24 protein-coding genes are annotated in these 26,217 nt (G+C 37.0%); 16 read left to right on the forward strand and 8 right to left on the reverse strand.

Features of this window, described 5'->3' with window-relative positions; all coding sequences use genetic code 11:
- Positions 1-172: 172 nt before the first annotated feature.
- From polA to RICGR_RS04295, 6 genes are all read left to right on the forward strand, one after another.
- Complete coding sequence (gene polA / locus RICGR_RS04270) at positions 173-2,869, forward strand: DNA polymerase I (protein WP_006035855.1); 2,697 nt, start codon at positions 173-175, stop codon at positions 2,867-2,869.
- A gap of 282 nt (positions 2,870-3,151) precedes the next feature.
- Positions 3,152-3,433 (forward strand): RNA chaperone Hfq, encoded by a 282-nt coding sequence (gene hfq / locus RICGR_RS04275; protein WP_006035877.1) that lies wholly within the window; start codon positions 3,152-3,154, stop codon positions 3,431-3,433.
- The gene (gene hflX, locus RICGR_RS04280) at positions 3,426-4,526 is read left to right on the forward strand and encodes a ribosome rescue GTPase HflX (RefSeq protein ID WP_006035263.1); all 1,101 of its coding nucleotides are present in this window, start codon (positions 3,426-3,428) and stop codon (positions 4,524-4,526) included. The genes hfq and hflX overlap by 8 nt, the downstream gene beginning before the upstream one ends.
- A 237-nt stretch (positions 4,527-4,763) precedes the next feature.
- A complete protein-coding gene (hflK, locus tag RICGR_RS04285; RefSeq protein WP_006034690.1) occupies positions 4,764-5,936 on the forward strand; it encodes an FtsH protease activity modulator HflK in 1,173 nt (390 codons plus the stop codon).
- Complete coding sequence (gene hflC, locus RICGR_RS04290) at positions 5,933-6,844, forward strand: protease modulator HflC (protein ID WP_006035458.1); 912 nt, start codon at positions 5,933-5,935, stop codon at positions 6,842-6,844. The genes hflK and hflC overlap by 4 nt, the downstream gene beginning before the upstream one ends.
- A 64-nt stretch (positions 6,845-6,908) precedes the next feature.
- Entirely contained in the window at positions 6,909-8,195 is a 1,287-nt protein-coding gene (locus RICGR_RS04295) for an adenylosuccinate synthase (RefSeq protein WP_006035677.1), read from the forward strand.
- Between the two features lie 47 nt (positions 8,196-8,242).
- Here the strand turns inward: RICGR_RS04295 and RICGR_RS04300 are convergent, their stop codons facing one another.
- The gene (locus tag RICGR_RS04300; RefSeq protein WP_006034666.1) at positions 8,243-9,367 is read right to left on the reverse strand and encodes a glycosyltransferase; all 1,125 of its coding nucleotides are present in this window, start codon (positions 9,365-9,367) and stop codon (positions 8,243-8,245) included.
- Between the two features lie 220 nt (positions 9,368-9,587).
- Here RICGR_RS04300 and RICGR_RS04305 point away from each other — a divergent pair, with 220 nt between their 5' ends.
- On the forward strand, positions 9,588-11,069 hold the full coding sequence (locus tag RICGR_RS04305) for a mannose-1-phosphate guanylyltransferase/mannose-6-phosphate isomerase (protein ID WP_006035507.1): 1,482 nt from the start codon (positions 9,588-9,590) through the stop codon (positions 11,067-11,069).
- On the opposite strand, the gene RICGR_RS04310 is transcribed toward RICGR_RS04305, so the two are convergent.
- Positions 11,021-12,184, reverse strand: a complete 1,164-nt coding sequence (locus RICGR_RS04310; RefSeq protein WP_081441691.1) for a glycosyltransferase family 4 protein — start codon at positions 12,182-12,184, stop codon at positions 11,021-11,023. The two genes, RICGR_RS04305 and RICGR_RS04310, sit on opposite strands and share 49 nt — an antisense overlap.
- A 185-nt stretch (positions 12,185-12,369) precedes the next feature.
- Here RICGR_RS04310 and RICGR_RS04315 point away from each other — a divergent pair, with 185 nt between their 5' ends.
- The 6 genes from RICGR_RS04315 (at position 12,370) to RICGR_RS07940 (ending at position 18,019) form a co-directional block, all read left to right on the forward strand.
- Positions 12,370-13,371 carry a GDP-mannose 4,6-dehydratase gene (locus tag RICGR_RS04315; RefSeq protein WP_006034947.1) on the forward strand — a complete coding sequence of 334 codons (1,002 nt, stop codon included), beginning with the start codon at positions 12,370-12,372 and terminating at the stop codon, positions 13,369-13,371.
- Positions 13,368-14,246 (forward strand): FkbM family methyltransferase, encoded by an 879-nt coding sequence (locus RICGR_RS04320; protein ID WP_006034730.1) that lies wholly within the window; start codon positions 13,368-13,370, stop codon positions 14,244-14,246. Before RICGR_RS04315 ends, RICGR_RS04320 begins: the two co-directional genes overlap by 4 nt.
- A gap of 22 nt (positions 14,247-14,268) precedes the next feature.
- Entirely contained in the window at positions 14,269-16,788 is a 2,520-nt protein-coding gene (locus RICGR_RS04325) for a glycosyltransferase family 4 protein (RefSeq protein ID WP_006035498.1), read from the forward strand.
- Positions 16,789-16,877: 89 nt separating this feature from the next.
- Positions 16,878-17,063, forward strand: coding sequence for a hypothetical protein (locus RICGR_RS07930; protein ID WP_240992220.1), 186 nt, complete (start codon positions 16,878-16,880; stop codon positions 17,061-17,063).
- Positions 17,064-17,077: 14 nt separating this feature from the next.
- Positions 17,078-17,437 carry a hypothetical protein gene (locus tag RICGR_RS07935; protein WP_240992221.1) on the forward strand — a complete coding sequence of 120 codons (360 nt, stop codon included), beginning with the start codon at positions 17,078-17,080 and terminating at the stop codon, positions 17,435-17,437.
- Between the two features lie 135 nt (positions 17,438-17,572).
- Positions 17,573-18,019: a methyltransferase C-terminal domain-containing protein gene (locus RICGR_RS07940; protein ID WP_240992265.1), complete on the forward strand. Its 447-nt coding sequence runs from the start codon at positions 17,573-17,575 to the stop codon at positions 18,017-18,019.
- A gap of 108 nt (positions 18,020-18,127) precedes the next feature.
- Here RICGR_RS07940 and RICGR_RS04335 read toward each other — a convergent pair whose 3' ends face one another.
- Positions 18,128-19,348: an IS256 family transposase gene (locus RICGR_RS04335; protein ID WP_006034785.1), complete on the reverse strand. Its 1,221-nt coding sequence runs from the start codon at positions 19,346-19,348 to the stop codon at positions 18,128-18,130.
- A gap of 33 nt (positions 19,349-19,381) precedes the next feature.
- On the opposite strand from RICGR_RS04335, the gene RICGR_RS08040 reads away from it, so the two are divergent.
- The gene (locus RICGR_RS08040) at positions 19,382-19,789 is read left to right on the forward strand and encodes an FkbM family methyltransferase (RefSeq protein WP_040615162.1); all 408 of its coding nucleotides are present in this window, start codon (positions 19,382-19,384) and stop codon (positions 19,787-19,789) included.
- Positions 19,765-20,160 (forward strand): FkbM family methyltransferase, encoded by a 396-nt coding sequence (locus RICGR_RS08045; protein ID WP_275113654.1) that lies wholly within the window; start codon positions 19,765-19,767, stop codon positions 20,158-20,160. Before RICGR_RS08040 ends, RICGR_RS08045 begins: the two co-directional genes overlap by 25 nt.
- Positions 20,161-20,240: 80 nt before the next feature.
- Here RICGR_RS08045 and RICGR_RS04350 read toward each other — a convergent pair whose 3' ends face one another.
- From RICGR_RS04350 to RICGR_RS04370, 4 genes are all read right to left on the reverse strand, one after another.
- Positions 20,241-20,609 carry a hypothetical protein gene (locus RICGR_RS04350; protein WP_040615165.1) on the reverse strand — a complete coding sequence of 123 codons (369 nt, stop codon included), beginning with the start codon at positions 20,607-20,609 and terminating at the stop codon, positions 20,241-20,243.
- Positions 20,610-21,335: 726 nt separating this feature from the next.
- Positions 21,336-21,836, reverse strand: a complete 501-nt coding sequence (locus RICGR_RS04360) for a hypothetical protein (RefSeq protein ID WP_006035808.1) — start codon at positions 21,834-21,836, stop codon at positions 21,336-21,338.
- A 34-nt stretch (positions 21,837-21,870) separates the two neighbouring features.
- Positions 21,871-22,629: an ABC transporter ATP-binding protein gene (locus RICGR_RS04365; protein WP_040615167.1), complete on the reverse strand. Its 759-nt coding sequence runs from the start codon at positions 22,627-22,629 to the stop codon at positions 21,871-21,873.
- A gap of 10 nt (positions 22,630-22,639) precedes the next feature.
- A complete protein-coding gene (locus RICGR_RS04370) occupies positions 22,640-23,446 on the reverse strand; it encodes an ABC transporter permease (RefSeq protein WP_006035887.1) in 807 nt (268 codons plus the stop codon).
- A gap of 182 nt (positions 23,447-23,628) precedes the next feature.
- Here RICGR_RS04370 and RICGR_RS04375 point away from each other — a divergent pair, with 182 nt between their 5' ends.
- Positions 23,629-24,513: a class I SAM-dependent methyltransferase gene (locus RICGR_RS04375; protein ID WP_006035880.1), complete on the forward strand. Its 885-nt coding sequence runs from the start codon at positions 23,629-23,631 to the stop codon at positions 24,511-24,513.
- Positions 24,514-24,555: 42 nt separating this feature from the next.
- On the opposite strand, the gene RICGR_RS04380 is transcribed toward RICGR_RS04375, so the two are convergent.
- Complete coding sequence (locus tag RICGR_RS04380) at positions 24,556-26,217, reverse strand: CTP synthase (protein WP_006034780.1); 1,662 nt, start codon at positions 26,215-26,217, stop codon at positions 24,556-24,558.

Consider the following 26,217-nt stretch of genomic DNA (forward strand, 5'->3'; position numbering starts at 1 on the left):
TTTAAGCTTTAATAAGCTATGCTATTATAGCATTCGGCATCATAACGAAAATACTATTAATTTCAACACTGAACGGCACATATACTCTTTTCATGATAAAAAATGCTTTTCTCTCCACGAGGTTCTTCACAATGAAACGCAGCCACGAACTCTTCACTTAAAAAAAAACCTTATGAAAAAACCATTTATCCTCGTCGACGGCACTTCTTATCTTTATCGGGCCTTTCATGCACTTCCCCCATTAATGAATTCGAAAGGTGAACCCACCGGTGCGATCTATGGTGTTATCAGTATGCTCCGTAAATTAATGAAGGAGAACGACCCGGAATATATCGTCGTCGTCTTTGATGCCAAAGGAAAAACATTTCGTGAAGCCTTATATTCAGAATATAAAGCGCATCGCCCGTTGATGCCTGATGATTTACAAGTGCAAATAGAACCGCTTTACGCGCTCATTCGAGGTTTAGGCTTGCCACTTGTGATACATTCCGGCGTTGAAGCCGATGATGTCATTGGCACGTTAGCCACGAAAGCCCTACAACATCTGCGACCGGTTTTAATTTCGACCGGCGATAAAGATTTTGCCCAATTGGTTTGTGAAGAGATTACTTTAGTGAATACGATGACCAATACACGACTCGATCGTCAGGGGGTCATTGATAAATTTGGTGTAGCACCCGAACAAATAACGGATTACTTGAGTTTAATCGGTGATCCCGTCGATAATGTTCCTGGCGTTCCTAACGTAGGGCCTAAAACCGCAGCAAAATGGCTCAATCATTATGGTAATCTCGAATCACTGATAAAAAACGCCTCGGCTATTAAAGGAAAAGTCGGTGATAATCTAAGAGCATCGCGCGATAAACTGCTTTTATCGCGCCAATTAGTCACCATTAAAACGGACGTTGATCTGTCATTTGATTTAGAAAAATTCCGTCCTCAGGCACCCCATCATTCTGTTTTAAGCGCATACTATAAAAAATTAGAATTTAAAGGCTGGTTGCGCGATTTGGAAAAAAATTTAGCTTCCCCGGATTCAACCATCCATACCCCGCCGCCTGTAAACGCTTATTCATTAATCCTTGACGAGCAATCTTTTCACGTTTTTCTTAAACAATTAACGCAAGCGAACGGTTGGTCATTTGATACTGAAACGACTAGTTTAAATGTCATGCAAGCCGAACTGGTTGGCTTGTCTTTTGCAATAGGAGGTGAAAAGCCTGTTTATATTCCTCTCGCGCATGACTATCCAGACGCTCCTCAACAATTAAATCGACAGTGGGTATTGCAGCAGTTAAAACCTCTTTTTGAAGATCCCAAACAAATCAAAATTGGTCATCATTTAAAATATGATATGAACATTCTCGCCCATTATGGCATTCAATTACGAGGAATAGACTTCGATACCATGCTCGAATCCTACTTACTCGATAGCGCCAGTAATCAACATAGTCTGGATAGCGCGGCCCTCAAACATCTCGATCATAAAACGATACGCTTTGAAGAAATTGCAGGCAAAGGCGCCAAACAAAAAACATTTAATCAAATCAATCTCCAAGACGCAGGACCGTATGCCGCCGAAGATGCAGCGATTGCTTTACGTTTACATGAAACACTCAAACCCCAACTCGACAATGTAGTCGGTTTATCGACGGTTTACACGGAGATTGAAATGCCATTAGTCACTGTATTAGCACGCATGGAACGACATGGTGTATTGATTGATGCCCCCTTATTAAAAAAACAAAGTCGTTCGATTGCAAAACGTTTATTAACGTTGGAACAACAGGCCTTTCAATTGGCTGGAAAACCCTTTAATTTAGGATCGCCAAAACAATTACAAACCATTTTGTTTGATGATCACGGCTTACCTATTTTAGAAAAAACACCGAAAGGTCAAGCCTCCACTTCTGAAAATGTTTTGCAAGCACTCGCCTTAACATTTCCATTACCGAAGATTATTTTAAAACATCGCCGCTTAAGTAAATTAAAATCAACGTATACAGACAAGCTTCCAGAGCAAATTAATCCAAAAACAGGTCGCGTCCATACCTCTTACCATCAAGCGGCCGTTGTCACGGGACGACTTTCTTCTTCGGATCCGAATTTACAAAATATTCCCGCACGAACGCACGAAGGTCGAAAAATTCGACAGGCCTTTATTGCACCCCCAGGCTATTTTATTCTTGCGGCAGACTATTCTCAGATTGAATTACGTATTATTGCTCATTTTTCGCAAGATAAAGGCTTGCTCAAAGCCTTCGCACAAGGCCTTGATATCCATCAAGCCACTGCAGCAGAAGTGCTCAATATTCCTTTAGAACGTGTCACGCATGAACAGCGTCGCAGCGCGAAAGCAATCAATTTTGGTCTTATGTACGGAATGTCTGCTTTCGGCTTGGCCCGGCAACTCGGCATCTCCCGTGAAGACGCAAAAAATTATATTGAACGTTATTTTGATCGTTATCCCGGTGTCAAACGTTATATGGAACGCATACGCCAACGCGCGCATGAACAACGTTACGTCACCACCTTATTTGGACGTCGTTTAAATTTAGCCTTCATTAATTCAAACGATTCGCTACAACGTCGAGCCAGCGAACGTGCGGCTATCAACGCGCCTTTACAAGGCAGTGCCGCAGATATTATAAAAAAAGCGATGATTAGGATAGATGCTGAACTTATCAAAAAAAAGCTGGATGCGCACATGATTATGCAAGTGCATGATGAATTAGTCTTTGAAATTGCCGAGCATGATCTTCAACGGGCCAAACGGCTGATTGAAAACTTAATGGTCCATACAACGACATTGTCTGTGCCGCTGGTTGTGGATATTCAAATCGGTTCAAATTGGAATAAAACGATTTAACTCCATTATCCCGTTATATCCATTCGTCAATGATCCTTAAACGCATTTAAACGCAGTCGTTATTTTTCATGCCATTTTTCTATTCTCTTCATGAATAACAACTTGACTTTTATTGAAATTGACTCTGATTTTTTTGATAAAAGAAAACTCTTCAGTGGAAGGGCTATGCCCTATGGCTTTACCATGCTAAACTTACTCCGCTTGGTTATAAGCTAAATAAATTTAAGACCAAGGCTTTTTGAGATTATAGTTATATTTAAAATTTGCATGGAGAAGCTAATTATGTCTAAAGGGCAACTACAAGATCCTTTTCTGAACGCCTTGCGTAGAGATAAAGTTCCTGTTTCGATCTATCTCGTTAACGGAATAAAACTTCAGGGTTTAGTAGAATCATTTGATCAATTCGTAGTCTTATTAAAAAACTCAGTTAGCCAGATGGTCTACAAACACGCTATTTCAACAGTCGTTCCTGCAAAGAATGTTAAATTAGCCACGGTTGATGAAAACAATGACCTACAAAATTGTAATGTGACTGACGAGGAACTTGAAATTAGTAATGTTTGAACGTCCCCAACGCGGTGAGCTAGCACTTTTAGTCCATATTTATTTTAAAAAATATGAAAATGAAGAAATAATAAAAGAATTTCGGGAGCTAGCTCTAGCAGCGGGTGCTCATCCGACGGCACTCATTACCGGGCGACAATATCAACCTCAAGCAAAATACTTTATTGGTGTGGGTAAGCTTGAAGAAATACGGACCGCGGGCCTTGCGCATCAATCACAGTTAATCCTATTTAATCATGATCTCAGTCCTGCTCAAGAACGTAATTTAGAGCAAAAATTACACTGTCGTGTACTCGGGCGCACGGGGTTAATTTTAGACATTTTCGCACAACGCGCGCGTACTTTTGAAGGTCAATTACAGGTTAAGCTTGCTCAGCTTGAACATCTTTCCACACGATTAATCCGTGGCTGGACCCATTTAGAACGACAGCGTGGTGGTATCGGCTTACGTGGTCCTGGTGAAACACAATTAGAAACGGATAAACGATTGATTCGACAACAAATCAAAACGATTAAAAAACGTTTAGAAAAAGTTCGACGCCAACGTGCGCAAAGTCAACGCGCCAGAAAAAAATCAAAGGCGCCTTATATTTCCTTAGTGGGTTACACCAATACTGGAAAATCCACATTATTTAATCGGTTAACGCAATCAAACGTATTGATTGCGAATCAGCCTTTCGCCACACTCGATCCCAGCATACGTCGCATGTCTCTGAACGGAAAAATCGCTATTTTAGCCGATACGGTAGGTTTTATACGTCATCTCCCCCATCATCTTATCGCCGCTTTCCGTGCTACACTCGAAGAAACACAACACGCTGACTTATTATTACATGTCGTCGATGCCGCCAATACAGAAAAAAAAGAATGCACTCACGCGGTGGATCACGTTTTAAAACGGATCCATACGGTTCCGATTACGCAATTAATTGTCGTTAATAAAATTGATAGGCTGAATGATTCTTCACCCCGTTTAGAACGTAGCGCAACGGGCTTACCCACAAAGGTTTGGATATCGGCCCAATTCGCCTTAGGAATCGATTTATTAAAATCTGCAGTGATTGAGTGTCTCGCTTATCAAACCAATCAATAATCATCACTGCTTAAAATCGTCATTTCTTTACGGTTTCTGTTGTATTTCTGATTAATAGTTGCGATTATGTCCAAGGATGCCTAAAATGTTCTACTGGTCTAGGCGGTGCAGACGAGGTGGCTTTTATGAGTGCTCCATGGTCTGCTCAATCTTTGAAAGCTGATTTTTTAGTCCTAATAGGAAAACTCTGAAGACAGTGCGTTAAAAATCTTAAAAAACTAACAAGTGGAGCATACTATGCCCTGGAACGAACCGGGTGATCCCAGCAAAAACAAAGATCCGTGGACAGGACGATCGAAACAGACCCCCCCTGACCTCGAAGCATTTTTACGTGATTTACTGAAAAAAATTAGTACTTTTTTCAAGTTAAAAGTTTTTAATACGAAATCAACGCGATCGCGTTCATGGATCCCGACACAAGTGAATAGGAAGTCAATCCGCATGGCTTTGTTTTTCTGTTTACTTACTTGGTTTGCGCTTGGTTTTTTTAAGGTTAATCCTGGTGAATCCGCGGTCATCACAACGTTTGGCGCGTATCACTCCACGGAAGGCTTTGGTTATCATTGGGTTCTCAAACCTTTTCAACGCTATACACTGATCAATTTTGAGAATATTAATAAACTCTCTACGACGATGACACTCTTAACCAAAGACGGCAATGAAATTGCGGTTGATATCCTGGCAGATTATGCGATCGTTAATCCACACAATTATCTTTTTAGAAATGCGCATCCTTTACTGACGCTACAAGCCACCTTGCACAACGCAGTCAATCGACTTCTTAGCCAGTATACTTTAAATCAACTGCTGAACACGCCCCCTGTTTCGATTGCCGATAACGTACGACAACAACTCAATACACGCCTCAACCAACAAACCGGTTTAGCCATTAAAACGATTGAATTAGGTTCCATTCAAATCCCAAAATCATTGGAGGCACTTTTTTCTGACACACGCCATGCTCAACAGGACAAAGAGCAACTTGAAAAACAAGCGCATATTTATGCGCTTCAATTAGAGCCACGCGCTAAAGCAGCCGCAGAAAAACTGATTACAGACGCTAATATTTACCGAGAAGAAACTGTATTAAAGGCTAAAACAGATATTATTCGCTTTTTGGCCTTATTGCCGGCTTATGAGGCCTCGCCTTTATTAACCCGTCAACGACTTTATTTATCGAGTTTACAAACCATGATGGCGCAGAGCACTCAATTTGTTGTGACTAATCCTTCACCGACCCATTTTTCTTTAACCGTGGAAAAATCGAATGCGATCCATGCGAATAAAACAAATCGAATAAATGGGTCAGCGGTTCATCCTCAACCTAAAAAAAAGGACACTCCTTCATTGATTCATCAACCCGATAATACTATCCCTAGTATTTACGCAAATTCCGGAGGATATGAATGAGTATTCTACGAAAAAAAATCCATTTTCTTTTCGGTGCGCTCATCGTTTTATTTTTTATTCTTTACCGATGCATTATTATCATCCCCGAAGGGTATACGGGTCTCGTTTTGTCTGAAGAAAAATCGGTGCATCCCGCTCACACTCTGAAACCAGGCATCCATTTTATCATACCCTTTTTTATGCGACCGATATTACTGGATAGTCGCTTGCAGACATTCACAGTGACGGAGGTCGGTGATGAACATTATTTACAAAAATATCCTATTACGATCGCTTATTACGTGAACTGGTTTATCAACCACCCCCGACGCTTTTACAAAAAAACCAAAAACAATCTTCAATCGATTAAACAACAGGTCCATCAACAATTAACAGCTTTATTCCGTGATAAAAATACTCCTCTATCTTTTAACCAACTTATCTTGAAGGGGACACCCTCGCAAATGAAGTTCGTCTTATCGATAGCCAATAAAAAGCTTGAACCAATCGGTATTAAACTCACACAAATTGGCTTTCAGCAGCTTGTATTATCTCCCGATGTCCGTGAACGATTAGTAGATGCCATGCGTACACAACAAGAAACGAACGCGATTGCACTTCGTGCTGAAGGAAAAGCGAATGCGGAATTAATCCGTGCGCATGCGGACCATTCAGCAACTTTAATTTTAGCGCAGGCAAGAGAGAAAGCAGCACACATTTGTGCACAAGGTGATGCTGAAGCTGCTAAACGTTATAATCAGGCCTATACTAAAAACCCAACCTTTGCTCGCTTGTACCTTGATCTGCAAATCTATCAGCGCGGTTTTAAAAAAACCACAAAGCACGCTTTCATGTCCAATATGAAAGACGTTGCTCGTCAAAATGACGTCCCTCAAATCAAATTAACTGAAACGAACACACTTGAATAAACTGTAAAATAATGAAATTTTTTTTATGGGCGTATTAAATTTTTTATTGAGTGAATTTTAAATTATGTCAAAAACAATCATTCTTGTGGGCTGTCAATGGGGTGACGAAGGAAAAGGAAAAATTGTCGATTTATTAACTCCCGAGGTCAAAGCGGTTGTGCGTTTTCAAGGCGGACATAACGCAGGCCATACGTTAGTCATCGCGGGTAAAAAAACGATTCTCCGTTTAATTCCTTCAGGAATTTTAAATGCCAATGTCGAATGTCTCATTGGTCATGGTGTTGTCATTTCTCCGGATGCACTCATCCACGAAATAAAAGAACTTGAGCAACAAGGTATTCCTGTACGCCAACGACTCAAATTAAGTATGACGTGTCCTCTTATTCTGCCTACCCATATTGCACTGGATGAAGCCCGTGAAAAAAACGGAAAAAATGCCATCGGTACAACAAGACGAGGAATAGGTCCAGCTTATGAAGATAAAGTTGCTCGACGCGGTTTACGACTTTGTGATTTTTACAATCCACAGCAATTTGCTGAAAAATTGAACATTCTTTTTCAATATCACAATTTTTTGCTTGAGCATTACTACCATGCCGAAACAATCCATTATGAAGAAACCTGTCAACACTTACTCCGCTTAGGTCAACAGTTAGTTCCTTTAATGACCGATATCCCTGCTTTACTCACGGAATACCACCAAAAACAACATTCTTTATTATTTGAAGGCGCACAAGGCACCTTTTTAGATGTCGATCAAGGTACCTACCCTTTTGTTACCTCATCCAATACGGTTGCCGGCTCTGCAGCAACGGGCAGTGGTTTAGGAATTCGTTGTTTCGATTATGTATTAGGCGTCAGTAAAGCATACAGTACGCGTGTAGGTCTTGGTGTTTTCCCCACGGAACTATTCGACAACGATGGTGATAACCTTAGAAATCGCGGAAATGAATACGGGAGTGTCACTCAACGGCCACGTCGCTGTGGTTGGCTGGATATTGTTTTATTGCGCCGTGCTATTCAGCTCAATAGCGTTTCGGGTTTATGTTTAACCAAACTTGATGTGCTCGATAGCTTACCTTGCATTAAGTTGTGTACGGCTTATCAATTCGGTTCAAAACGTTTAACCCATTTACCGCAAAATCCTGAAGATCTGATTCATTGTGTTCCTCTTTACGAAGAACTTCCTGGTTGGCAAACATCAACGACATCCATAAAGAAACGAAATCAACTGCCTCAAAACGCACAAAATTATTTACATCGCATTGAAACGCTGCTCAATGTACCCATTGTCATTATCTCTACTGGCGCTGAACGGGACGAAACCATTGTGACGAAATCATTATTTTAAATAAAATTTTTACCTCTAATAAAAATGAAGCACGAAATAGACGTTTTCTAACGACAGTACACTGCTTTTATTTGAGCAACCGTATTTTGTAAAGTAAATTTCTTTTTTGCATAATGATAGGCGGAATTCCCTAAAGCGTTCCGCGCGAGAGGATCCTGATAAAGTGTGTAAATTGCCTTGGCTAACGCGTTAGGACAACGAGGCGGAACAACGAAACCCGTTACTGCGTTTTGATTCAACTGGTTTCCACTGGATGTCAGATCACACGAAATAACCGGTTTTTTACACGCCATCGCTTCCAATTGAACCATGCCGAATGCTTCACTTTGACAGATTGAAGGTAAACAAAACACATCACAGGCATGATAATAAGCCGGTAAATTTTCCTTACGGATTGCTCCTAAAAAATGGACCTGGTCTTCGAGCTGCAGATAGTTAACCTGTCGTTTCAACGTGCAGGTGAGCGCTCCTACGCCTCCAAGTAATAGAATCACATCCTTCGGTAACTGTTTCATGGCTTCAATTAAATAACAAAACCCTTTGTAATAGACATGCCGACCTAAAGCAAATATGAGAAAACGGTGAGCGTACTGGTTCTTAATTTGATCAATTTCTTTTCGATATTTATTGATTAAAAAAAAATCGAAATCAACGCCATAAGGAATGATAGAAATAATATTACGTTTTCTAGCCGTTTTAATTTGTATCGAATTTTGAGCTAAATAAGGGGTGGCAACAATTAAGGCATGGGTTTTTTTGAGTAAATGATTAACGAAAGGCTGATAGATACGTATGAACTTCTTTTGCTGAACCACATCACTGTGCCAACTTACAATTCGTTTCACCGAAAGAGGTAATATTTCTGAAGCAAAATGCGCCATAGGATTGGGTAAATGTAAATGGACAATCGAAAAACGATAACGTTGATAGAGTTTTTTTAATTGGTAAGGCATTGTTGGACAAAAAGGCGTCCGAGCAAATACGCCTGCTAAAGGGGAACAATATTCGATATAGCCTGTCCGCTTCGTGAGCTTATTTTTAAATTGCGTATTCGAAACCAAATTGAACAATTTGAAATCCATACTTAATCCAGAAAGTAATCCATCAACAACCGTCTCGATTCCTCCTGCATAATCCTTTGAAAATTTGCCTAAATGTAAGATAGTTTCCATCGATCTATTCTATCTTTTACCGTTCTCAATACAATCAGTATATTGCTATACTAAATAAGCTATGTTTGAATAGCCTTCTTTAAGTTATCGAGGTATCCTCTTTAAAATTAAATAATGATTTAATCGGATTATTCATTCATAACAATCGATATTTCTACGATCACAGAGCACTCACTTAAAGAAAAGGAAAATCCCCTCAATAAACAAGGATGAATTAAAGATGCTTATCCCTGTCATTTTATCCGGTGGAAATGGATCTCGTTTATGGCCTGTTTCTCGCGAAACCTACCCGAAACCTTTTATTCGAATTAATGATGAACCCCATTCATTGATACAGAAAACATATCAACGTACACTGAACATCCCTCATATAGAAAAAATCATTACCGTCACGAATTTTGAATATTATTATCACACTAAAAAGGAGCTGACTGATTTAGGTTATGATCCAGCGTCTAATACATTCAATTTTATATTAGAACCTTTTTCACGGAATACTGCTGCAGCGATTATTTTTAGCGCATTTTTTACAAACGAAGTTATTCATCCTGACGCAACATTACTGGTCTTACCTGCCGATCATATTATTTTAAATCAAGATAAATTTAACGCGTGTGTCGAAAAAGCAAAAAAATTAGCTGAAAAAGAGTTATTAACTTTATTTGGAATTATTCCCTATAAACCAGAAACAGCGTATGGGTATATTCAATATTCTAAAACGGATGAAATCCTTTCGGCCTATAAGGTCATCCAATTTTATGAAAAACCAACCTATAAAAATGCTCAGTCTTTTATTGAAGAAGGTAATTATCTTTGGAATTCAGGAATTTTATGTTTTCGCGTTAAAACTTTTCTGGAAACCGTAAAAAAATACATTCCAGCGTTCTATCTCAAGAGCTTAGCCTGTTGGAATCACAGTGTAAAAAAAAATGTGACGCGCCACAATAAACTTAGCCTCGATGAGCCCAGTTTTACGGTGTTAGAAAACATTTCTATTGATTATGCGTTATTGGAAAAGGCAGACAATATTACAGTCATTCCTTCTGATTTTGGTTGGTCCGACGTGGGTTCCTGGGACGTTCTCAATACGTTTGTAAAATTAGAAGAAAATAATAATCGCATCCTCGGCGATGTTTTTTTAAAGGAAACCTATAACACCAATATCTATAGTCAACATTCCAACCGGGTCATCGGTCTATTAGGAATAAAAAATTTAACCATTGTCGATACGCCGGATGCCTTGTTGATTTGCCAACAGAGTCATATTCAAAACGTTAAACAATTGGTTGAAGAACTGAAGCGCAATGACCATCCGGCTTATCGCTATCATCAAACGGTTTATCGTCCTTGGGGCCATTATACCGTTTTAGATGAAGGTCCTCATTACAAACTCAAACGCTTGCTGGTTTATCCCGGTGCCAGTTTATCGGTGCAGATGCATCGCTATCGCAGTGAATATTGGGTTGTTGTCTCAGGCGTTGCAACCATAAAAAACGATCAAAAACAACTTATACTGTATCCTAACGAATCGACATTTATTCCTTTAGGCTGCAAACATTGCTTAAGTAATTTGGAGAAACACGACTTAATTGTCATTGAGGTACAAACCGGAAGTTATTTAGGCGAAGATGATATTATCCGATTCAAAGATAATTACGAACGTAAAACAGTAACAGATGATGAAGCCAATATCGATTCATAAACTCCAATGGTATTGGTAATGCATGTTTCCCAAGAAAACTGAGCCGCGTGTACAATCCCTTTCTGTTTCAGATGATCACGTAAAATTGGATCGTTTAATATCTCGTTTAATCGTTCGGTTATTGACATCACATCAAACGGATTGACTAAGCATCCTGCTGTTCCCATGACCTCCGGTATACTCGATACATTCGATGCAATGACGGGGATTCCACTGGCTAAGGCTTCTAAAATAGGAAGACCAAAGCCTTCGTAAATAGAAAGATAAAGAAATGCAGCGGCCCCTGCATAGAGATAAGGCAAATCTAAATCTGGAACATAACCTAAGTCATAAATTTCTTTTTTTCTAACCTGCTTATCGATTAATTTTTCTAATTGAACACTATTCCAGCCTTTACTTCCTATTAAAACAAGCGGGTATTGTTTACGTAATGAAGCAGGTAATCGGGAATAAGCGTGTAGTAAGCGTTTTATATTTTTTCGTGGTTCTCGCGTCGCGACACTCAATAAATATTTTTTTTTGGTTAATTGATAACGCGCAATAGGATTTAACTCGTTTTGAGTGTAAGGTTGAAAACGTTTACTGACGCCATGATAAACGACACTGATCTTATCGGGAGACACGTTAAAAAAATTTATAATTTCGTTACGAATAAAATTCGAGCCAGTAATGATATGTTGTGCGCTGGCTATACTTTTGGCTAACTGCTTTGATAAAAATTTTACTCTTTCTCGTGGGTGATACTGTGGATAATGAATATGTGATAAATCATGCACCGTGCATACTTTTGGCCCCGCATAGGGATGTAAAATGTAACTGGGTTCATGATAAATAAAGTTTTTTTGAGCCAGTAAACGGGTTTTTCGTCTAAAGTTGAGTGATCGCCATTGATTAAACGTGGTATAGGTTCCTGGCAATGACTTAATCATTTTCTTAATGGGAGAAAAAGAATTTTTTTTAATGTCTTTTCCAATCGTTCCTGTATTTTCTGGAATACAAATAAGCTCAGTTATCCGTCCATTGTGTTTTAATCCTTGAAATAACTGTCGGGTATACAAACCAATCCCTGTTAAGGGGGCTTTTATGGAATGCCCATTAATAATAATTTTCATCATCGCTGTCCCTGTGTACACGTGAGTTTATCTTTTTTACTCTCGCAATAGGCCCTAGATATTTATTCAAAATTTTGTTACGATTTCAAGCCTAATTCAGCCTAGGAGCAATTTCACAAGGATTCTGCGTTAAATCTCCATATAGAATTAACTCTTTTATTATCAATTTTTTCATTTTTAGGATAGAAATGACTAAACGCGCTTTAATTACTGGGATTACGGGTCAAGATGGTGCCTATCTTGCGCAATTTTTATTAAAAAAAAATTATAAGGTATACGGTTTAACTGCACGAAGAACGAGCGATAGTTTCTGGCGCTTGCGTGAACTGGGTATTGAATCTCGCGTTCACTACATTAATGGCGACATGATCGATCCCGCATCGTTAATACGTGCGATGGAACTCTCTGAAGCAGATGAAATCTACAATCTTGCCGCGCAAAGTTTCGTGGGCACTTCGTGGGAACAACCTAGTTTAACGGGCCAAGTGACCGCATTAGGTGTCACTCACCTTTTAGAAGCCATTCGCTTAACCCATCCCAGTGCTCGGTTTTATCAAGCGTCCAGTAGTGAAATATTTGGTTTGATTCAAGCGGAAAAACAAAATGAAAAAACGCCTTTTTATCCGCGAAGTCCTTATGCCGTCGCTAAAGTTTATGGGCATTGGATAAGCATCAATTACCGTGAAAGTTTTGGTTTGCACGCCTCAAACGGGATTTTATTTAACCACGAATCCCCCTTAAGAGGAATTGAATTCGTTAGCCGTAAAATTACGAATGCGGTCGCCAAAATTTACTTCGGTTTAGCAAAAGAATTACGTTTAGGGAACATTGATGCCAAACGGGACTGGGGATTTGCAGGGGATTATATTGAAGCCATGTGGCTCATGCTCCAACAGGATACTCCTGACGATTATGTTATTGCCACTGGCCACACCACCACTGTTCGTAGTTTTTGTCAATTGGCGTTTAATCATGTTGGTTTAGATTATCAAAATTTTCTTGTTGTTGACCCCAAATTATTTAGACCGGCTGAAGTTGATGTTTTATTAGGTGATCCAACAAAAGCTCATAAACAACTTCATTGGACAGCAAAAACACAACTCATGACACTCATCGGGATGATGGTCGATAGTGATATTGCACGTCTAAAAAATAAACACGATTTATCCCAGTTGGAACCTATTCAATGACATTCATTTCTTATGCGCAAAATTTTGAAGATATTATGCTTTGGCGCGCATTAAAACATATTAAAAAAGGCTTTTACATCGACGTTGGTGCTTTTTCACCTCACGATGACTCAATAACTAAATTTTTTTATGAACATCAAAATTGGAAAGGTATCAATATCGAACCTAATTTTACGCAACATCAAGAATTTTTAATCCATAGACCCAGAGACATTAATCTACCTCTGGCTATTGGCAATCAAGAAAAGCATTTAGAATTTTATATTATAAAGGATCCTTCGAATAAAAATACCGGTTTATCAACTTTCAGTAAGACGATTGCTCAAAAGCACTATACTCAAGGTTATTCCATAAAAAATAAAACTATTCAAGTAATCACTTTAGAGCAACTCTTTGAAAAATATGTTCCTCCGCTTCAAGAAATTCACTTTTTAAAATTAGACGTCGAAGGTTTTGAGCAGGAAGTTATTCAAAGTAACCGATGGGAGTACTATCAACCGTGGATAATTCTTGTTGAAGCTATTTCACCGATGGATTATCAAGAAACCTATCAAACGTGGGAACCCCTGCTATTAAGTGCTGGCTACTCTTTCGTTTATAGTGATCAATTGAATCGTTTTTATGTAAGTTCAAAACATACAGAACTGTGTCAAGCGTTTAAGTATCCTCCTAATATTTTCGATAGTTTTGTAATTTATAATCAAATAAAACCATTTATCCAACAAAATAAAATCAATGAAAAGAGAAAAATTATCTTAGCAAAACGCATTGTATTGAAAAATATACGTTTACTATGGAGTCATCTAAATTTTTTATTTAAATTAATCAATCATTTTTTTAAGAGGTTATTTTCATCTATCCTAAAAAAAATTTAGAAAATTAATGGAGAAGGAGTTTATGAAAAAAAAACGTATATTTTGGTTAGGCATGCATAAATTATTGGTGACTACTGAACTCCAAAGATTACGAATGCTGGGGTATGAAGTTTTTAATCCGCCTTATTTGAGTTCAATCATTGATCAATCGGCAGTCATTGATTGGTCCGGTTCAGTTCATTCAACCCTTCCTCATGAAGCCATTGCAATCCTATCCAAGACCCAATTTTTTTATAATCCTATTTCATCTGAAGCTGCAGAAATTCTGAATCAATATTTTGAAATAGCTATTGTTACTATTGACCCCAATTGGTTAAAAGAGTTTTTAAAGGTCTACCATGGTAAAGTCATTTACAGAGTTTATGGTCAATCCTATCCTTTATCTCATTTCATGCTTAATTATCGCCTACTTGATCTGATCACTGAGCGTGAAAATTTTTGGTTTTGCCCGCATCATGAAGAAGTTCTCTCTACTGAAGATTCTTGGATAAAACGTTTAGAAACCCGCGTCATCCCTTATTGTTTAGCGGATGAGGTTATGGCGTTACAAGATTCTTGGACATTTGAAAAGAACACTTGTTTACCCAAATATAGTTTAGGCTTAATGTGTCCTCGCATTTTAGATAATCCCTATTATCGCCATTATTATAATGTAATAAAAAAATATTTTCGGGGGAATGAATACAAAATATTTGGGATTCAAATTGTACCTGTTCCCAATCTCCAGGTTATTGGAACATTAGATCGTAAAGATTTTCTAACGGCTTTAAACAAATTAAGCGGCTTCATTTATCATTACACTGAGCCCACGACCTGTTATTTACCTCCTATTGAATATATGACCTTAGGTGGTCCAGTTCTTTTTTTGAAAGGATGTTTATTATCTCGTTATTTTAAAAACGTATCACCGCCTGGAGAGGCTGAAAACTTAACAGCACTCGTTAATCTCGCACAACAATTAAAAAAAGGAGATTACACATTAAGTCATGAAATTATTACGAGCCAAGCAGAAGTCAGAAAATTGTATGATCCGGACTATGTCTGGCCCATCTTTGATCGGACCATGACTGAGATTTTACGCTCCGATCAGGTCGCTTCACCTATAAATTTACTTTATAACATTAATACGGTTAAAAAAAATAGCTCAAAAAAACAATCGATTGAAAAATCCATCGTGATACCCTTTCATCAATTTGGACCTCATATTGAAAGAGGCCCAGACTCTAGTTATTATTGTGTAGAAGGTATAGCCCGTGTTGTCAATTTGATCGCTCGAATTTTAGCGCAGCACTCTACGGTTATCGTCACCAGTCGTCGTTCCGATTTGGGTAAAATGTATGGCTTTTTTTCAGCATATATGAGTGATCCCCGCAAATTAAAAATACTCATTATCGAAAAAGAAAAGAATATTCTCATTCAAAAAATAGGTAATAAAAAAACATCTGTTCAACTAAAATCATTTTATTTAGTGAATTTATTAATTAGAATCATTAAAAAATCAATTAGAATGATTAATAAATTTACTACTAAAGTAGGTTTTTTTCTTAAAAAACCGTCGTTTTTTAATATTTTTTTATATTCTAACTTTTTCATTCAAAAAATAAAAAAAAATCACTATATAAAAATTATCAATCAAGATCACTCTATTTCGCACGTCATCGTACCCCATTATTTTTTATTTCCTGAAGTCTATCGGGTGAAAAAATCTACATTTTTGTATCTACCTGATTATCTTCCTCACTTTTATCAAGGCTCACGTGAAATGGGTGACCATTGGGTATGGCGTTCTATTGCGAGAACATTAACAAAAAAAGCCAAATTAATTCTTACTAATTCTGAGTTCACGCGGAATTATTTACCGGATACTATCTTAAGAGTACCTAAAGAAAAAATAATTTCTTTTCCATTACCGTACCTCCCCTCCCCACAAAAAAAAGAAAATCCTTCGTTGATTAACACATTATGCGAAAAACTTCCCCGTTTATTTATTTTTTATCCGACGAGAGATAGAACGTCTAAACGATTAGATGATTTTTCGAAAATTATTAATATTGTAAACGATCGATTAAAAGCAAAAGGCATGAAGAAAAGACTTTATGGTGTTCTTACGACGCAATTTATCTCTAAAAAACAAAAAAACAACTATTTAATTCATTTGCCACGTTTAACTGATACGGCATTAATACAAGTCTATCAATTAGCGAGCGCACTCGTTTTTACATCTGAAAACGAAGGTAATTTTCCAACCCAAATTAACGAAGCACTTTACCTTAATACACCCGTTATTGCCACTAATATTCCTCAAATTACACTTGAACTCGGCGAAGTCTCAAATTTTTTACAACTCGTCGACGTCGGTGATTGTGAAAAATTTGCTGATGCTGTTTTATATACGATTGATAATAGAGAAAAGGTTTTAGCGATTCAGAAAAAAGTACGCGACTATGCAAAGAAGCATTTTAGCTATGATCAATTTGCCACTCAATTTTTAGCAATCTTTGAGCAAAATTTTACACCATCAACTCAGGAGATACTACATTGATCAAGTATAAAAAAATTGAACACTGTCGCGTTTTCAAAAGACAAAAATCTCATTAGCATACTGCATTAGGCGATCATGCTTTAACCGGTGTGTTTCCTCTTTCTAAAACAGATACTATCACAACGGCTCCTCTTGAATTAGTATGGTGTCCGAAAAGCGGGCTTTTACAACTACGGCATTCTTGTAATTTTGAAGAGATGTATGGTGTTCATTATGGTTATCGTTCTGGCCTCAACCAATCCATGATCGATCATCTCACGTTATACGGTACTTAGAGCGGTTAGCCGGGTTGCAAACGGGTCATACGATCCTTGATATCGGTAGTAACGATTGTACTCTCCTTAAGGCGTATTCAAATCCACATATTCAACGCATTGGCATGGATCCCACGGGAATAAAATTTTCATCCTATTATCCGAAAGACATTAAGTTAGTTCCTGATTATTTCAGTGCCAATCATTATTTTTCAATGACAGACCAACCTGCAAAAATCGTAACCTCAATTGCTATGTTCTATGATTTAGAAAATCCCATCTATTTTGCGCAAGAAATTCATTCTATTTTAGCCGACGATGGAATTTGGCATTTTGAACAAAGTTATATGCCCGCAATGATACGGTTAAATACGTACGATACGATTTGTCATTAACATTTAGAATATTATTCATTACATGTCATCAAAAAAATCTTAGAGGCTGCTGATTTAAAACTGCTGACTGTAAGCTTAAATAATATAAATGGTGGAAGTTTTGCGATTACAGCAACCAAAAATACTCATTGTTCTATAAAACCCGATATCGAACTTATCCATTGGTTTTTAGAGGAAGAAATTAACATGGGTTTTTTAACGCTTACACCTTATCAAAATTTTAAAGATCGTGTTTTTGAACATACAAATAAACTTAAAACCTTAATTCAAAGACTCGTATCCGAAGGAAAACGAATAGTAGGCTATGGCGCCTCTACAAAAGGAAATGTATTATTACAAGTGTGTGGATTTACGTCAAAAGAAATTCTTGCTATTGCTGAGGTCAATGAAGAGAAATTTGGCCGGTTATCACCTGGGGCACATATCCCCATTATCTCTGATCAAGAGGCCCGAAAAATAAAACCTGATTATTTTTTAGTGTTACCTTGGCACTTCAAAGAAAATATCTTGCGAAGAGAAAAAGAATACTTAATTCAAGGTGGAAAATTTATTTTTCCATTTCCGACTATTGAAATCATATAAAAATATTAATTAAAGCAGATTAATATGCTGAAAAAAATTTCAATTAATTCAAAAAAATATAAAATAGTAGGTGATGAGAGTGTTCACAAAACTGTGTCATTAATAATTTTATCGTAACTGTAAATTTAATCTGCCATCAAAAAATATCTGTAGTTGAGAGGCAATTAAGGCCCAATTATGCAGGGGCTGGTACCACTTTTCTAGTATTTTTTGACAGGCACAGTAAATTAATTTAAGTAAGGCATTTTCACTAGTAAAAGCGCCTTTATTTTTGGTATATTTACGCACTTGCCGATGAAACCCCTCCACTATATTCGTTGTGTAAACAATACGTCGTAGCTCTTCTGGGTACTTAAAATACTGAGACAAACGCTCCCATTGAGTTTGCCAAGACTTAATCACAGCAGGGTATTTTTTACCCCATTTTTCATCAAGCTCCAATAGGCGATGCTCGGCTAAATCCTTGGAGCTCGCACGATAAACCAATTTTAAATCAGCCATAAAGGATTTTTGATCTTTGCTGGTCACGTACTTTAATGAGTTACGGATTTGATGAATCACACAAAGCTGAATTTCTGTCTGGGGGAAAACCTCAGCAATGGCTTCAGGAAAACCCTTTAATCCGTCAATGCTAGCAATGAGAATATCCTCAACTCCGCGAGCGCACAAATCATTTAAAACGTGTAGCCAGAAACGAGAACCTTCATTTTCAGAAAGATACAGCCCTAAAATTTCTTTACGACCCTGATTGTTAACACCCAAAACCGAATAAAAAGCACGACTACTGACTTTTCCTTCAATACGCACCTTAAAATGCATGGCATCGAGAAATACGATGGGATACACAGATTCTAACGGTCTATTTCGCCATTCCGTTATAACCGGCATTAATTTATCGCTTATCAAGCTAATTTTAGCGGCTGAAACCTCAAGACCATACATATCCGCCAGATGTTCTTGGATCGCCTCATAGCTCATCCCAAGTGCATACAATGACAGTATTTTGTTATCTAAGGACTCGTTTAAAACCGTTTGACGTTTCTTAACCATTTGTGGTTCAAACGTTCCTAAACGGTCTCGGGGTGTTTCTAGCTCAAAACTTTCTGTCCCCGTTTTTAATAACTTACTGGTTTTTCCATTGCGTCGATTTGAGATATCCGTTGCTTTAGATTCTGATAAATGAGCGTCTATTTCCCCCTCTAACGATGCTTCGATAATTTGTTTTATTAACGGCGTTAATATTCCATCTTTTCCTGTTAACGATTCTCCTGATTTTAGCCGTGCTATCGCTTCAGCTTCAAATTCTTTACTGAGTATGGCTTGTTTCATGTCAACTCCTAAAATTGTTGATTTAGTTTAGCGTTGACACAGTTAATTGAATACTCCCTAGGTGATACTACTTATTTAACTAATATAATCAAAGACTATGAACCCTTTACAATTAATATTTTTAAAAATTTTTGTCAAGACTATTTTAATGTATTAGATATAGGCGCACACATTGGTCTAAGCGCAATTGCTCTTGCGAGTATTTGTAAAAAAGGGAAGGTTATAGCTTTTGAACCCGTTCCCGCTACCTTTAATTTTCTTGAAAAAAATATACATCGTTCTGGTATGACTAATATTCAGAAATATAATTTTGCACTAGGAAACAAAGAATCTACTTCGATCATGCAAGGAATAAATGCCTTTTTAGCGGATCTTTTATTGCTGATTCGTATTCGTCCTCTGGTCAAGCGTTTGAAATTCAAGTCACTGTTAAAATTTTAGATCATATATTTGATTCTTTCAAAATAAATAAAGTGGACTTTATAAAGATTGATGTTGAAGGTTACGAACTATTTGTGCTCGAAGGAGCCAAAAAAATTTTAAATCAATTCAAGCCCACTGTGTATTTAGAAATGAACCATTGGTGCCTCAATGTCATGCAACGAATCACTTTACCTGAATTTAGAGAACGTCTATTGGATATTTTCCCTTATGTTTTTGCGATTGAGAAAGATACTTTTCTAGATTTTAATTGTTCAAAAAGCTTTCATGTTATTGCGCATGAGCATCTTACTAAATTTAAATATTTAAATCTAATTGCAGGATTTAATCACACAGAATTACTGAACAATCTACAAAATCTATCACATTAAATAATTTTTTTCCTTGTTAGGTGATTACTTGTCTATTTCGTTATTTTCAATAATAATTATACGCCATGGCTCACTATTTTTTATGAAAATATTTTAAAATTAGGCGGAGGAGAAGTTCCTTTGATACTTTCTCTAGGATAGATCAAAACCTTCCTTGAATAACAGGTAACCTCTTTTTGAGGGACGCCGTATTTTGCATAAATCTCATTCTTATGCAATGATCGAATATCTCTCTTATCCACAATGATAAAACTGATAGGTTTTTCAAATTTTTTTATATTAATTGACCAATAAAAAGGGGTTAAATTTGGATTAAAAGGAACAACTTGTAAGTGCGCTTTACTCAAGGAAGTAATGACGTTCGCATCCCAATACTGAGCAATCCCGTAATGACGATGTCCTTTTAATAATTGATCAATGCAACGAATTTCTTTAGGATAATAACTCATGTGCACCTTAAACTCTGCTTTATGAAATAAAGAATACAAACTCATTAAAAAATAAAAAAATACTAAAAAAGATAGGCTTATCATCGTTTTACTAAGAAAAAAATAATGTTTAACGCAAGACAACGGTAAAAAAAATAATAAAAAAGGAAAATAATAAAAAGTTATAAAACATCTCTTAACGACATGGGAAATACCGCCACCAAAAAAAATAAACTCATTATATTAATCAGAATACTCGTCAGTATAAAAATAGATAAAAAAACTATTTTTTTATCAAAAAAAATTTATTCTTTCTTTTAAAACCATTAAAAAAACTATTCATTAATATGGCAATAATAAAAAAATAAAATAAAACTAAAACCATTCCAATTTTATAATTATTAAGACTTTTTATCTCTTGTATTATTGCAGACCATTGCATCGCTATATTCTGAATCGATATTTTTGAAACGGATGGATATTCCAAATAGTCTAATAAAACATTTTTCGGAACCACAAATTGAGTGAGAAATGATCCTAAACTAGCACAAACAAGAACTGGAATCGAAAAAATGAACCCTAAACGAGGTTTAATTTTTTTAAATACCATCAAAAAACTGTACGTTAAAAAAATGCGGGCTATAAATTAAATTATAAAAAGCAAATCAGATAACCCCGAGCCAAAGGCTATCACGGCCGAAACAACGCATAAAAAATAGCTTTTATAATCCAATGTATTATAATCTATCAAAAAAAATGTATTCCAAGTAAAAATAATCCTGCAACAAGCTCACTCGTATGAATCGCGGGTACAAGCGCAAGCATATAAGGCGATTTATTTTTAAACGCTAATAAAAAAAGACCGGAAGTTGCTGCCAATGAAAAAAGAGTAGACTGTTTAGTAAAAAACTGACTGTAAATTATTTTAATGCTGGAATAGTATAATATTATCATTATCCAGCTTACAATCAAAAACTGAAAATAGATATTTCTCGTTAGAAAAAAAAATGGAAAAAAAACAAACATATCTGGAAAAAAATGTGGCGCGGGAAATAGTATCCAATCTTTATAATGACCCTGTTCAAAAACGAGATCATCAAAAAATTTGAAAAACGTTACCCAATCCGAATTAAAAAAAGAAACATGAAGGGACGTTAAATAAGCGATACTGGCATACGTTAATAGCAGCAATAACCAAAAAATTTCGAATAAGTAAATAGATTTAATTTTAGGTACGGTTCTAGGCATTGAATCAATCCTCATTCAATAAAAACAGACTCCATTAATCACTATTTAACTTTTCATAAACAACAAACCCTTCCTCTAAAGGTCCAAAATATTTCAGTTTTCCTTTCTCTAAAAGAGCAACTTTATTGCACAGTCGGCGGATGGTTTCATTAGAATGCGATGCCAAAACCAAAATACTGGTTTGTTCAATAAATCCAGTAAGACGTGCTTCTGCCTTCTTTTTAAAATTAGCATCACCTGCTTCTATCATTTCATCCATTAATAAAATCTCTGGCTTAATACACGTCGCTACTGCAAACGCCAATCTTAACTGCATCCCGGTCGAATACGTGCGAATAGGCACTGATAAATAATCACCGAGTTCCGTAAAATCAGCGATTTCCTGTACCTTTTCTTGAATTTCTTTTTGACTAAGCCCCAACAAAACTCCTCGCATTAAAATATTTTCATAACCTGTTGATTCAGGATTAACACCTAACATAACATTGAGCAGTGGAGAAACTCTCCCTTCAATCGTGATACTTCCTTGACTCGGTTCATATATTTTAGCGAGTACGCGGAGTAATGTACTTTTTCCAGCGCCATTATGACCAATCAACCCGAGTCGGTCACCATGGTTTAAAGTAAAGCTAATATTATCTAACGCTTTAACAATAACGATACGTGAGGTTTCTTTTTCTTTATGTATAATTCCTCCCCCTGTAAAACGCAAAAAGGATTTCCTAATTGAACGAGCGTTGTGATGATAGATAGGAAAATCAACGTATAAGGAATTAAGTTCTATAAGTGCCATTGAAAATTCATTATAACCAATATGAAATTCTAGCGCGATAGCGCGTAAATATGATAAATGCAGAAAGAACACCCGCTATCGTTAATCCGAAGCAGGTCAATAATGCATAATAGGAAGGTAGTTTCCCTAACAAAGGATTTCTAAATAATTCCATAAATTGTGCAAAAGGATTTAAATCAATAATATAATGATACCCTACGGGTAAACTACTTGGCGACCATATAATGGGTGTTAAGAAAAAAACGATCTGAATAAAACTCGCAACGAGTATCGGTATATCACGAAATCGTGTTCCCAAAAAAGCAAGTAACGTGCTATAAGAAACCGCATTAATCCAAAGTACAATTAAGCTAATGACTATAAATAATGTATTACTATTCAATTTAAAATAAGATAAAAAAATAAGCGGAATTAATACTAAAAGATGGTGAAAAAATATAAGGAAATTCCGAGTAACGGATTGAAGTATAAAACCGAAATAAGGCTGTTTCATTTGTTTAATAAACGGCTCGACATTCACAAAGGCCATCGTTGCATCATTGACAATGGATGAAATTAAATTCCAACCCAGAATGCCTGTCGCAAGAAACGGATAATAGCTTTTTAAATCCATTTTAAACAAGCGACCATATAACATTCCCATACTGTAAATAGTAAATGCCATGGTCAACGTAATCCAAAAAGGGCCCAATGTTGAACGACGATAGCGCAGTTTTATTTCATGCCAAGCCATTAACAACGAAATTCGCCAAGATTTTAAACCGTCTGCAATATCATCCCACGCGAGCTGATATTTTTTATGCAATGAAGCGTCCATGATAATTCTGCTATGCTTATTTTACGCGTAAAAACGCCATGTTCTGAATATACGCAGCGCGGGCGCGCGCGTCAATATTTATTCTCTAACCTTTCAATTAATTTTTTCAATTATTTTAGTTTAGTAAAAATTTTTTTCGTGTAAACTATTAATGTGAATATTATCGATAAGGAAATGGAAATATGCATCTTCCCTTTCAATTACCTCCTCTGTTAAAAAATGGCCCTTGCCCTCTATGGACAGGTTATGACTTTCAAGTTGGTTGCGAGCGAACTAAGGTTCTGCATTATAGCACCAATAACGCAGGTTGGAATGATGATCTTACTACATATCACGAAAATGCTGCGGGAGAGGATCATGTTATTGATCAGGCCTCTCGAAATTACGCACTTTCTAAATTAGAAAAAATCTTGTCGACAGTAAAAAAACCCACTATTTTAGAAATAGGTTGTTCCTCTGGTTATATGCTAAAAAAAATAAATCAATTATTTCCAGAAGCTATTCTTATGGGTGCTGATGTCCTTTATAAGCCACTTCTAGAGTTATCAATGCAACTCTCTATTCCTTTGTTACGTTTTGATATTTCGCAATGTCCCTTACCTGATAGCTGTATAGATGCCATTGTTTTATTAAATGTACTCGAACATATAGAAAACGATAGCATGACACTAAAACAAATTTATCGAATTTTGAAGCCTAATGGTGTTTTGATTTTAGAAGTACCTTCCGGCCCACATTTATACGACGTACATGATAAAATTTGTAAACATTTTCGACGCTATAAACTTTCTCAACTTTGCCAATTAATTACACAACATGGATTTATAGTAACCCGTTCTTCTCATCTTGGGGTTTTTATTTATCCTGTTTTTTTCTTAGCTAAAGTATGGAATAAACGCCTATTTAAAAAATCAGATGCTGAACAACGTCAATTAGTCGAAAAGAAAATTCGTCAAACGGGAAAAAGTAAAGTCTTATCCGTTCTTATGCAAATGGAACTCGCGCTTGGAAAATGGATTTCCTACCCTTTTGGCATTCGATGTGTCGCCTCCTGCATTAAAAAATAAATCTTTTAATTCATTATCTTTTTTATAAAAAAAACGAGTGAGCTAGTGTGTATAGGAATTGGGCATTTTTGTTAACTGTTTATGCTGTAATTTTGCTGCTTCAACAAAACCAACAAACAACGGATGGCCATCGCGCGGATTCGATGTAAATTCCGGATGAAATTGGCATCCTATAAACCACGGGTGATTTTCTAATTCAATCATTTCTACTAAATTTCCATCTTCGGAACGACCCGAAACGATAAGTCCTTTCTCTTCTAAACAAGGTAATAGTTGATTATTCACTTCATAGCGATGTCGATGGCGCTCAATAATACTGTCTTGGTGATATAAAGCGCTTGCTTTTGTTTCGTGTTTTAAGTAACAACGTTGCCCCCCTAAACGCATCGTACCGCCTAAATCAGAATTTTTATCGCGTTTTTCAACATGACCATCAACCGTCGTCCATTCGGTTACTAACGCAACCACGGGATAAGGCGTCTCTGGATCAAATTCTGTACTATGCGCATGGGTTAAACCCGCAACATGGCGCGCGAATTCAATGAAGGCAGTTTGCATCCCTAAACAAATACCCAGGTAAGGGATATTATTTTCACGGGCATACTGTGCAGCGAGAATTTTACCCGCTATTCCCCTTTTCCCAAATCCGCCGGGTACTAAAATAGCATCTAATGGCTCCAGTAATTTTACACCTTGTTGTTCGAGCGCCTCTGCATCGATATAAATGACGTTCACATGGGTATGCGTTTTTATACCCGCATGGACTAATGCTTCACTTAAGGATTTATAGGAGTCCGCAAGTCCCATATATTTTCCGACCATACCAATTTTTACTTCAGCCGTTGGATTTTCTTTGGCTGCAACCACTTCCGCCCATGCTTTTAAATCAGCAGGCGGGTAATTCTTCAAACCAAAACGTTGCAATACGTTTTCATCCACACATTGCTGATGTAGCAATAAAGGAATTCGATAAATCGTATTCACATCCGGCAAGGAAATAACACCTGACAATTCTACATTCGTAAATAAAGCAATTTTTTCGCGGGCGTGTTCGGGAATCTCTTCTTTAGCGCGGCAAATCAACATATCGGCTTGTATACCGATAGAGCGCAATTCTTTCGTGGAATGTTGCGTCGGCTTCGTTTTGATTTCGCCTGCCGTACTAATATAAGGCACGAGCGTTAAATGAATAAATAATGTATAGCGATTTCCAAGTTCAATCCGTAACTGACGAATGGCTTCTAAGAACGGTAAAGATTCAATATCGCCTACGGTTCCCCCAATTTCCACTAAAGCAATATCAGCGCCTTGCGCACCTTTTAATATCGCTTGCTTTATTTCATCGGTCACATGAGGAATAACCTGCACCGTACCGCCTAAATAATCTCCACGACGTTCTTTGCGAAGGACTCGAGCATAAATTTGGCCTGCGGTGAAATTATTATCTTTCGTCATTTTAGTACGGACAAAACGTTCATAATGACCCAAGTCTAAATCGGTTTCAGCACCATCTTCGGTGACAAACACTTCCCCATGTTGATAAGGACTCATCGTCCCTGGGTCTAAATTGAGGTAAGGATCCAATTTTAATAAGCTAATTTTAAGTCCTCTGGATTCTAAAATGGCGCCTAAGGAAGCGGCAGCAATCCCTTTTCCTAAAGAAGAAACTACGCCGCCAGTAATAAATAGATATCGTGTCGCCAT

Origin of the sequence: Rickettsiella grylli (assembly GCF_000168295.1) — a bacterium.
Lineage (GTDB): Bacteria > Pseudomonadota > Gammaproteobacteria > Diplorickettsiales > Diplorickettsiaceae > Aquirickettsiella > Aquirickettsiella grylli.

What these genes read in the sequence shown, in the direction of transcription:
- polA (WP_006035855.1), top strand. Translation starts at nt 173, where the DNA reads ATGAAAAAACCATTTATCCTCGTCGACGGCACTTCTTATCTTTATCGG.
- hfq (WP_006035877.1), top strand. Translation starts at nt 3,152, where the DNA reads ATGTCTAAAGGGCAACTACAAGATCCTTTTCTGAACGCCTTGCGTAGA.
- hflX (WP_006035263.1), top strand. Translation starts at nt 3,426, where the DNA reads ATGTTTGAACGTCCCCAACGCGGTGAGCTAGCACTTTTAGTCCATATT.
- hflK (WP_006034690.1), top strand. Translation starts at nt 4,764, where the DNA reads ATGCCCTGGAACGAACCGGGTGATCCCAGCAAAAACAAAGATCCGTGG.
- hflC (WP_006035458.1), top strand. Translation starts at nt 5,933, where the DNA reads ATGAGTATTCTACGAAAAAAAATCCATTTTCTTTTCGGTGCGCTCATC.
- RICGR_RS04295 (WP_006035677.1), top strand. Translation starts at nt 6,909, where the DNA reads ATGTCAAAAACAATCATTCTTGTGGGCTGTCAATGGGGTGACGAAGGA.
- RICGR_RS04300 (WP_006034666.1), bottom strand. Translation starts at nt 9,367, where the DNA reads ATGGAAACTATCTTACATTTAGGCAAATTTTCAAAGGATTATGCAGGA.
- RICGR_RS04305 (WP_006035507.1), top strand. Translation starts at nt 9,588, where the DNA reads ATGCTTATCCCTGTCATTTTATCCGGTGGAAATGGATCTCGTTTATGG.
- RICGR_RS04310 (WP_081441691.1), bottom strand. Translation starts at nt 12,184, where the DNA reads ATGATGAAAATTATTATTAATGGGCATTCCATAAAAGCCCCCTTAACA.
- RICGR_RS04315 (WP_006034947.1), top strand. Translation starts at nt 12,370, where the DNA reads ATGACTAAACGCGCTTTAATTACTGGGATTACGGGTCAAGATGGTGCC.
- RICGR_RS04320 (WP_006034730.1), top strand. Translation starts at nt 13,368, where the DNA reads ATGACATTCATTTCTTATGCGCAAAATTTTGAAGATATTATGCTTTGG.
- RICGR_RS04325 (WP_006035498.1), top strand. Translation starts at nt 14,269, where the DNA reads ATGAAAAAAAAACGTATATTTTGGTTAGGCATGCATAAATTATTGGTG.
- RICGR_RS04335 (WP_006034785.1), bottom strand. Translation starts at nt 19,348, where the DNA reads ATGAAACAAGCCATACTCAGTAAAGAATTTGAAGCTGAAGCGATAGCA.
- RICGR_RS04350 (WP_040615165.1), bottom strand. Translation starts at nt 20,609, where the DNA reads ATGAGTTATTATCCTAAAGAAATTCGTTGCATTGATCAATTATTAAAA.
- RICGR_RS04360 (WP_006035808.1), bottom strand. Translation starts at nt 21,836, where the DNA reads ATGCCTAGAACCGTACCTAAAATTAAATCTATTTACTTATTCGAAATT.
- RICGR_RS04365 (WP_040615167.1), bottom strand. Translation starts at nt 22,629, where the DNA reads ATGGCACTTATAGAACTTAATTCCTTATACGTTGATTTTCCTATCTAT.
- RICGR_RS04370 (WP_006035887.1), bottom strand. Translation starts at nt 23,446, where the DNA reads ATGGACGCTTCATTGCATAAAAAATATCAGCTCGCGTGGGATGATATT.
- RICGR_RS04375 (WP_006035880.1), top strand. Translation starts at nt 23,629, where the DNA reads ATGCATCTTCCCTTTCAATTACCTCCTCTGTTAAAAAATGGCCCTTGC.
- RICGR_RS04380 (WP_006034780.1), bottom strand. Translation starts at nt 26,217, where the DNA reads ATGGCGACACGATATCTATTTATTACTGGCGGCGTAGTTTCTTCTTTA.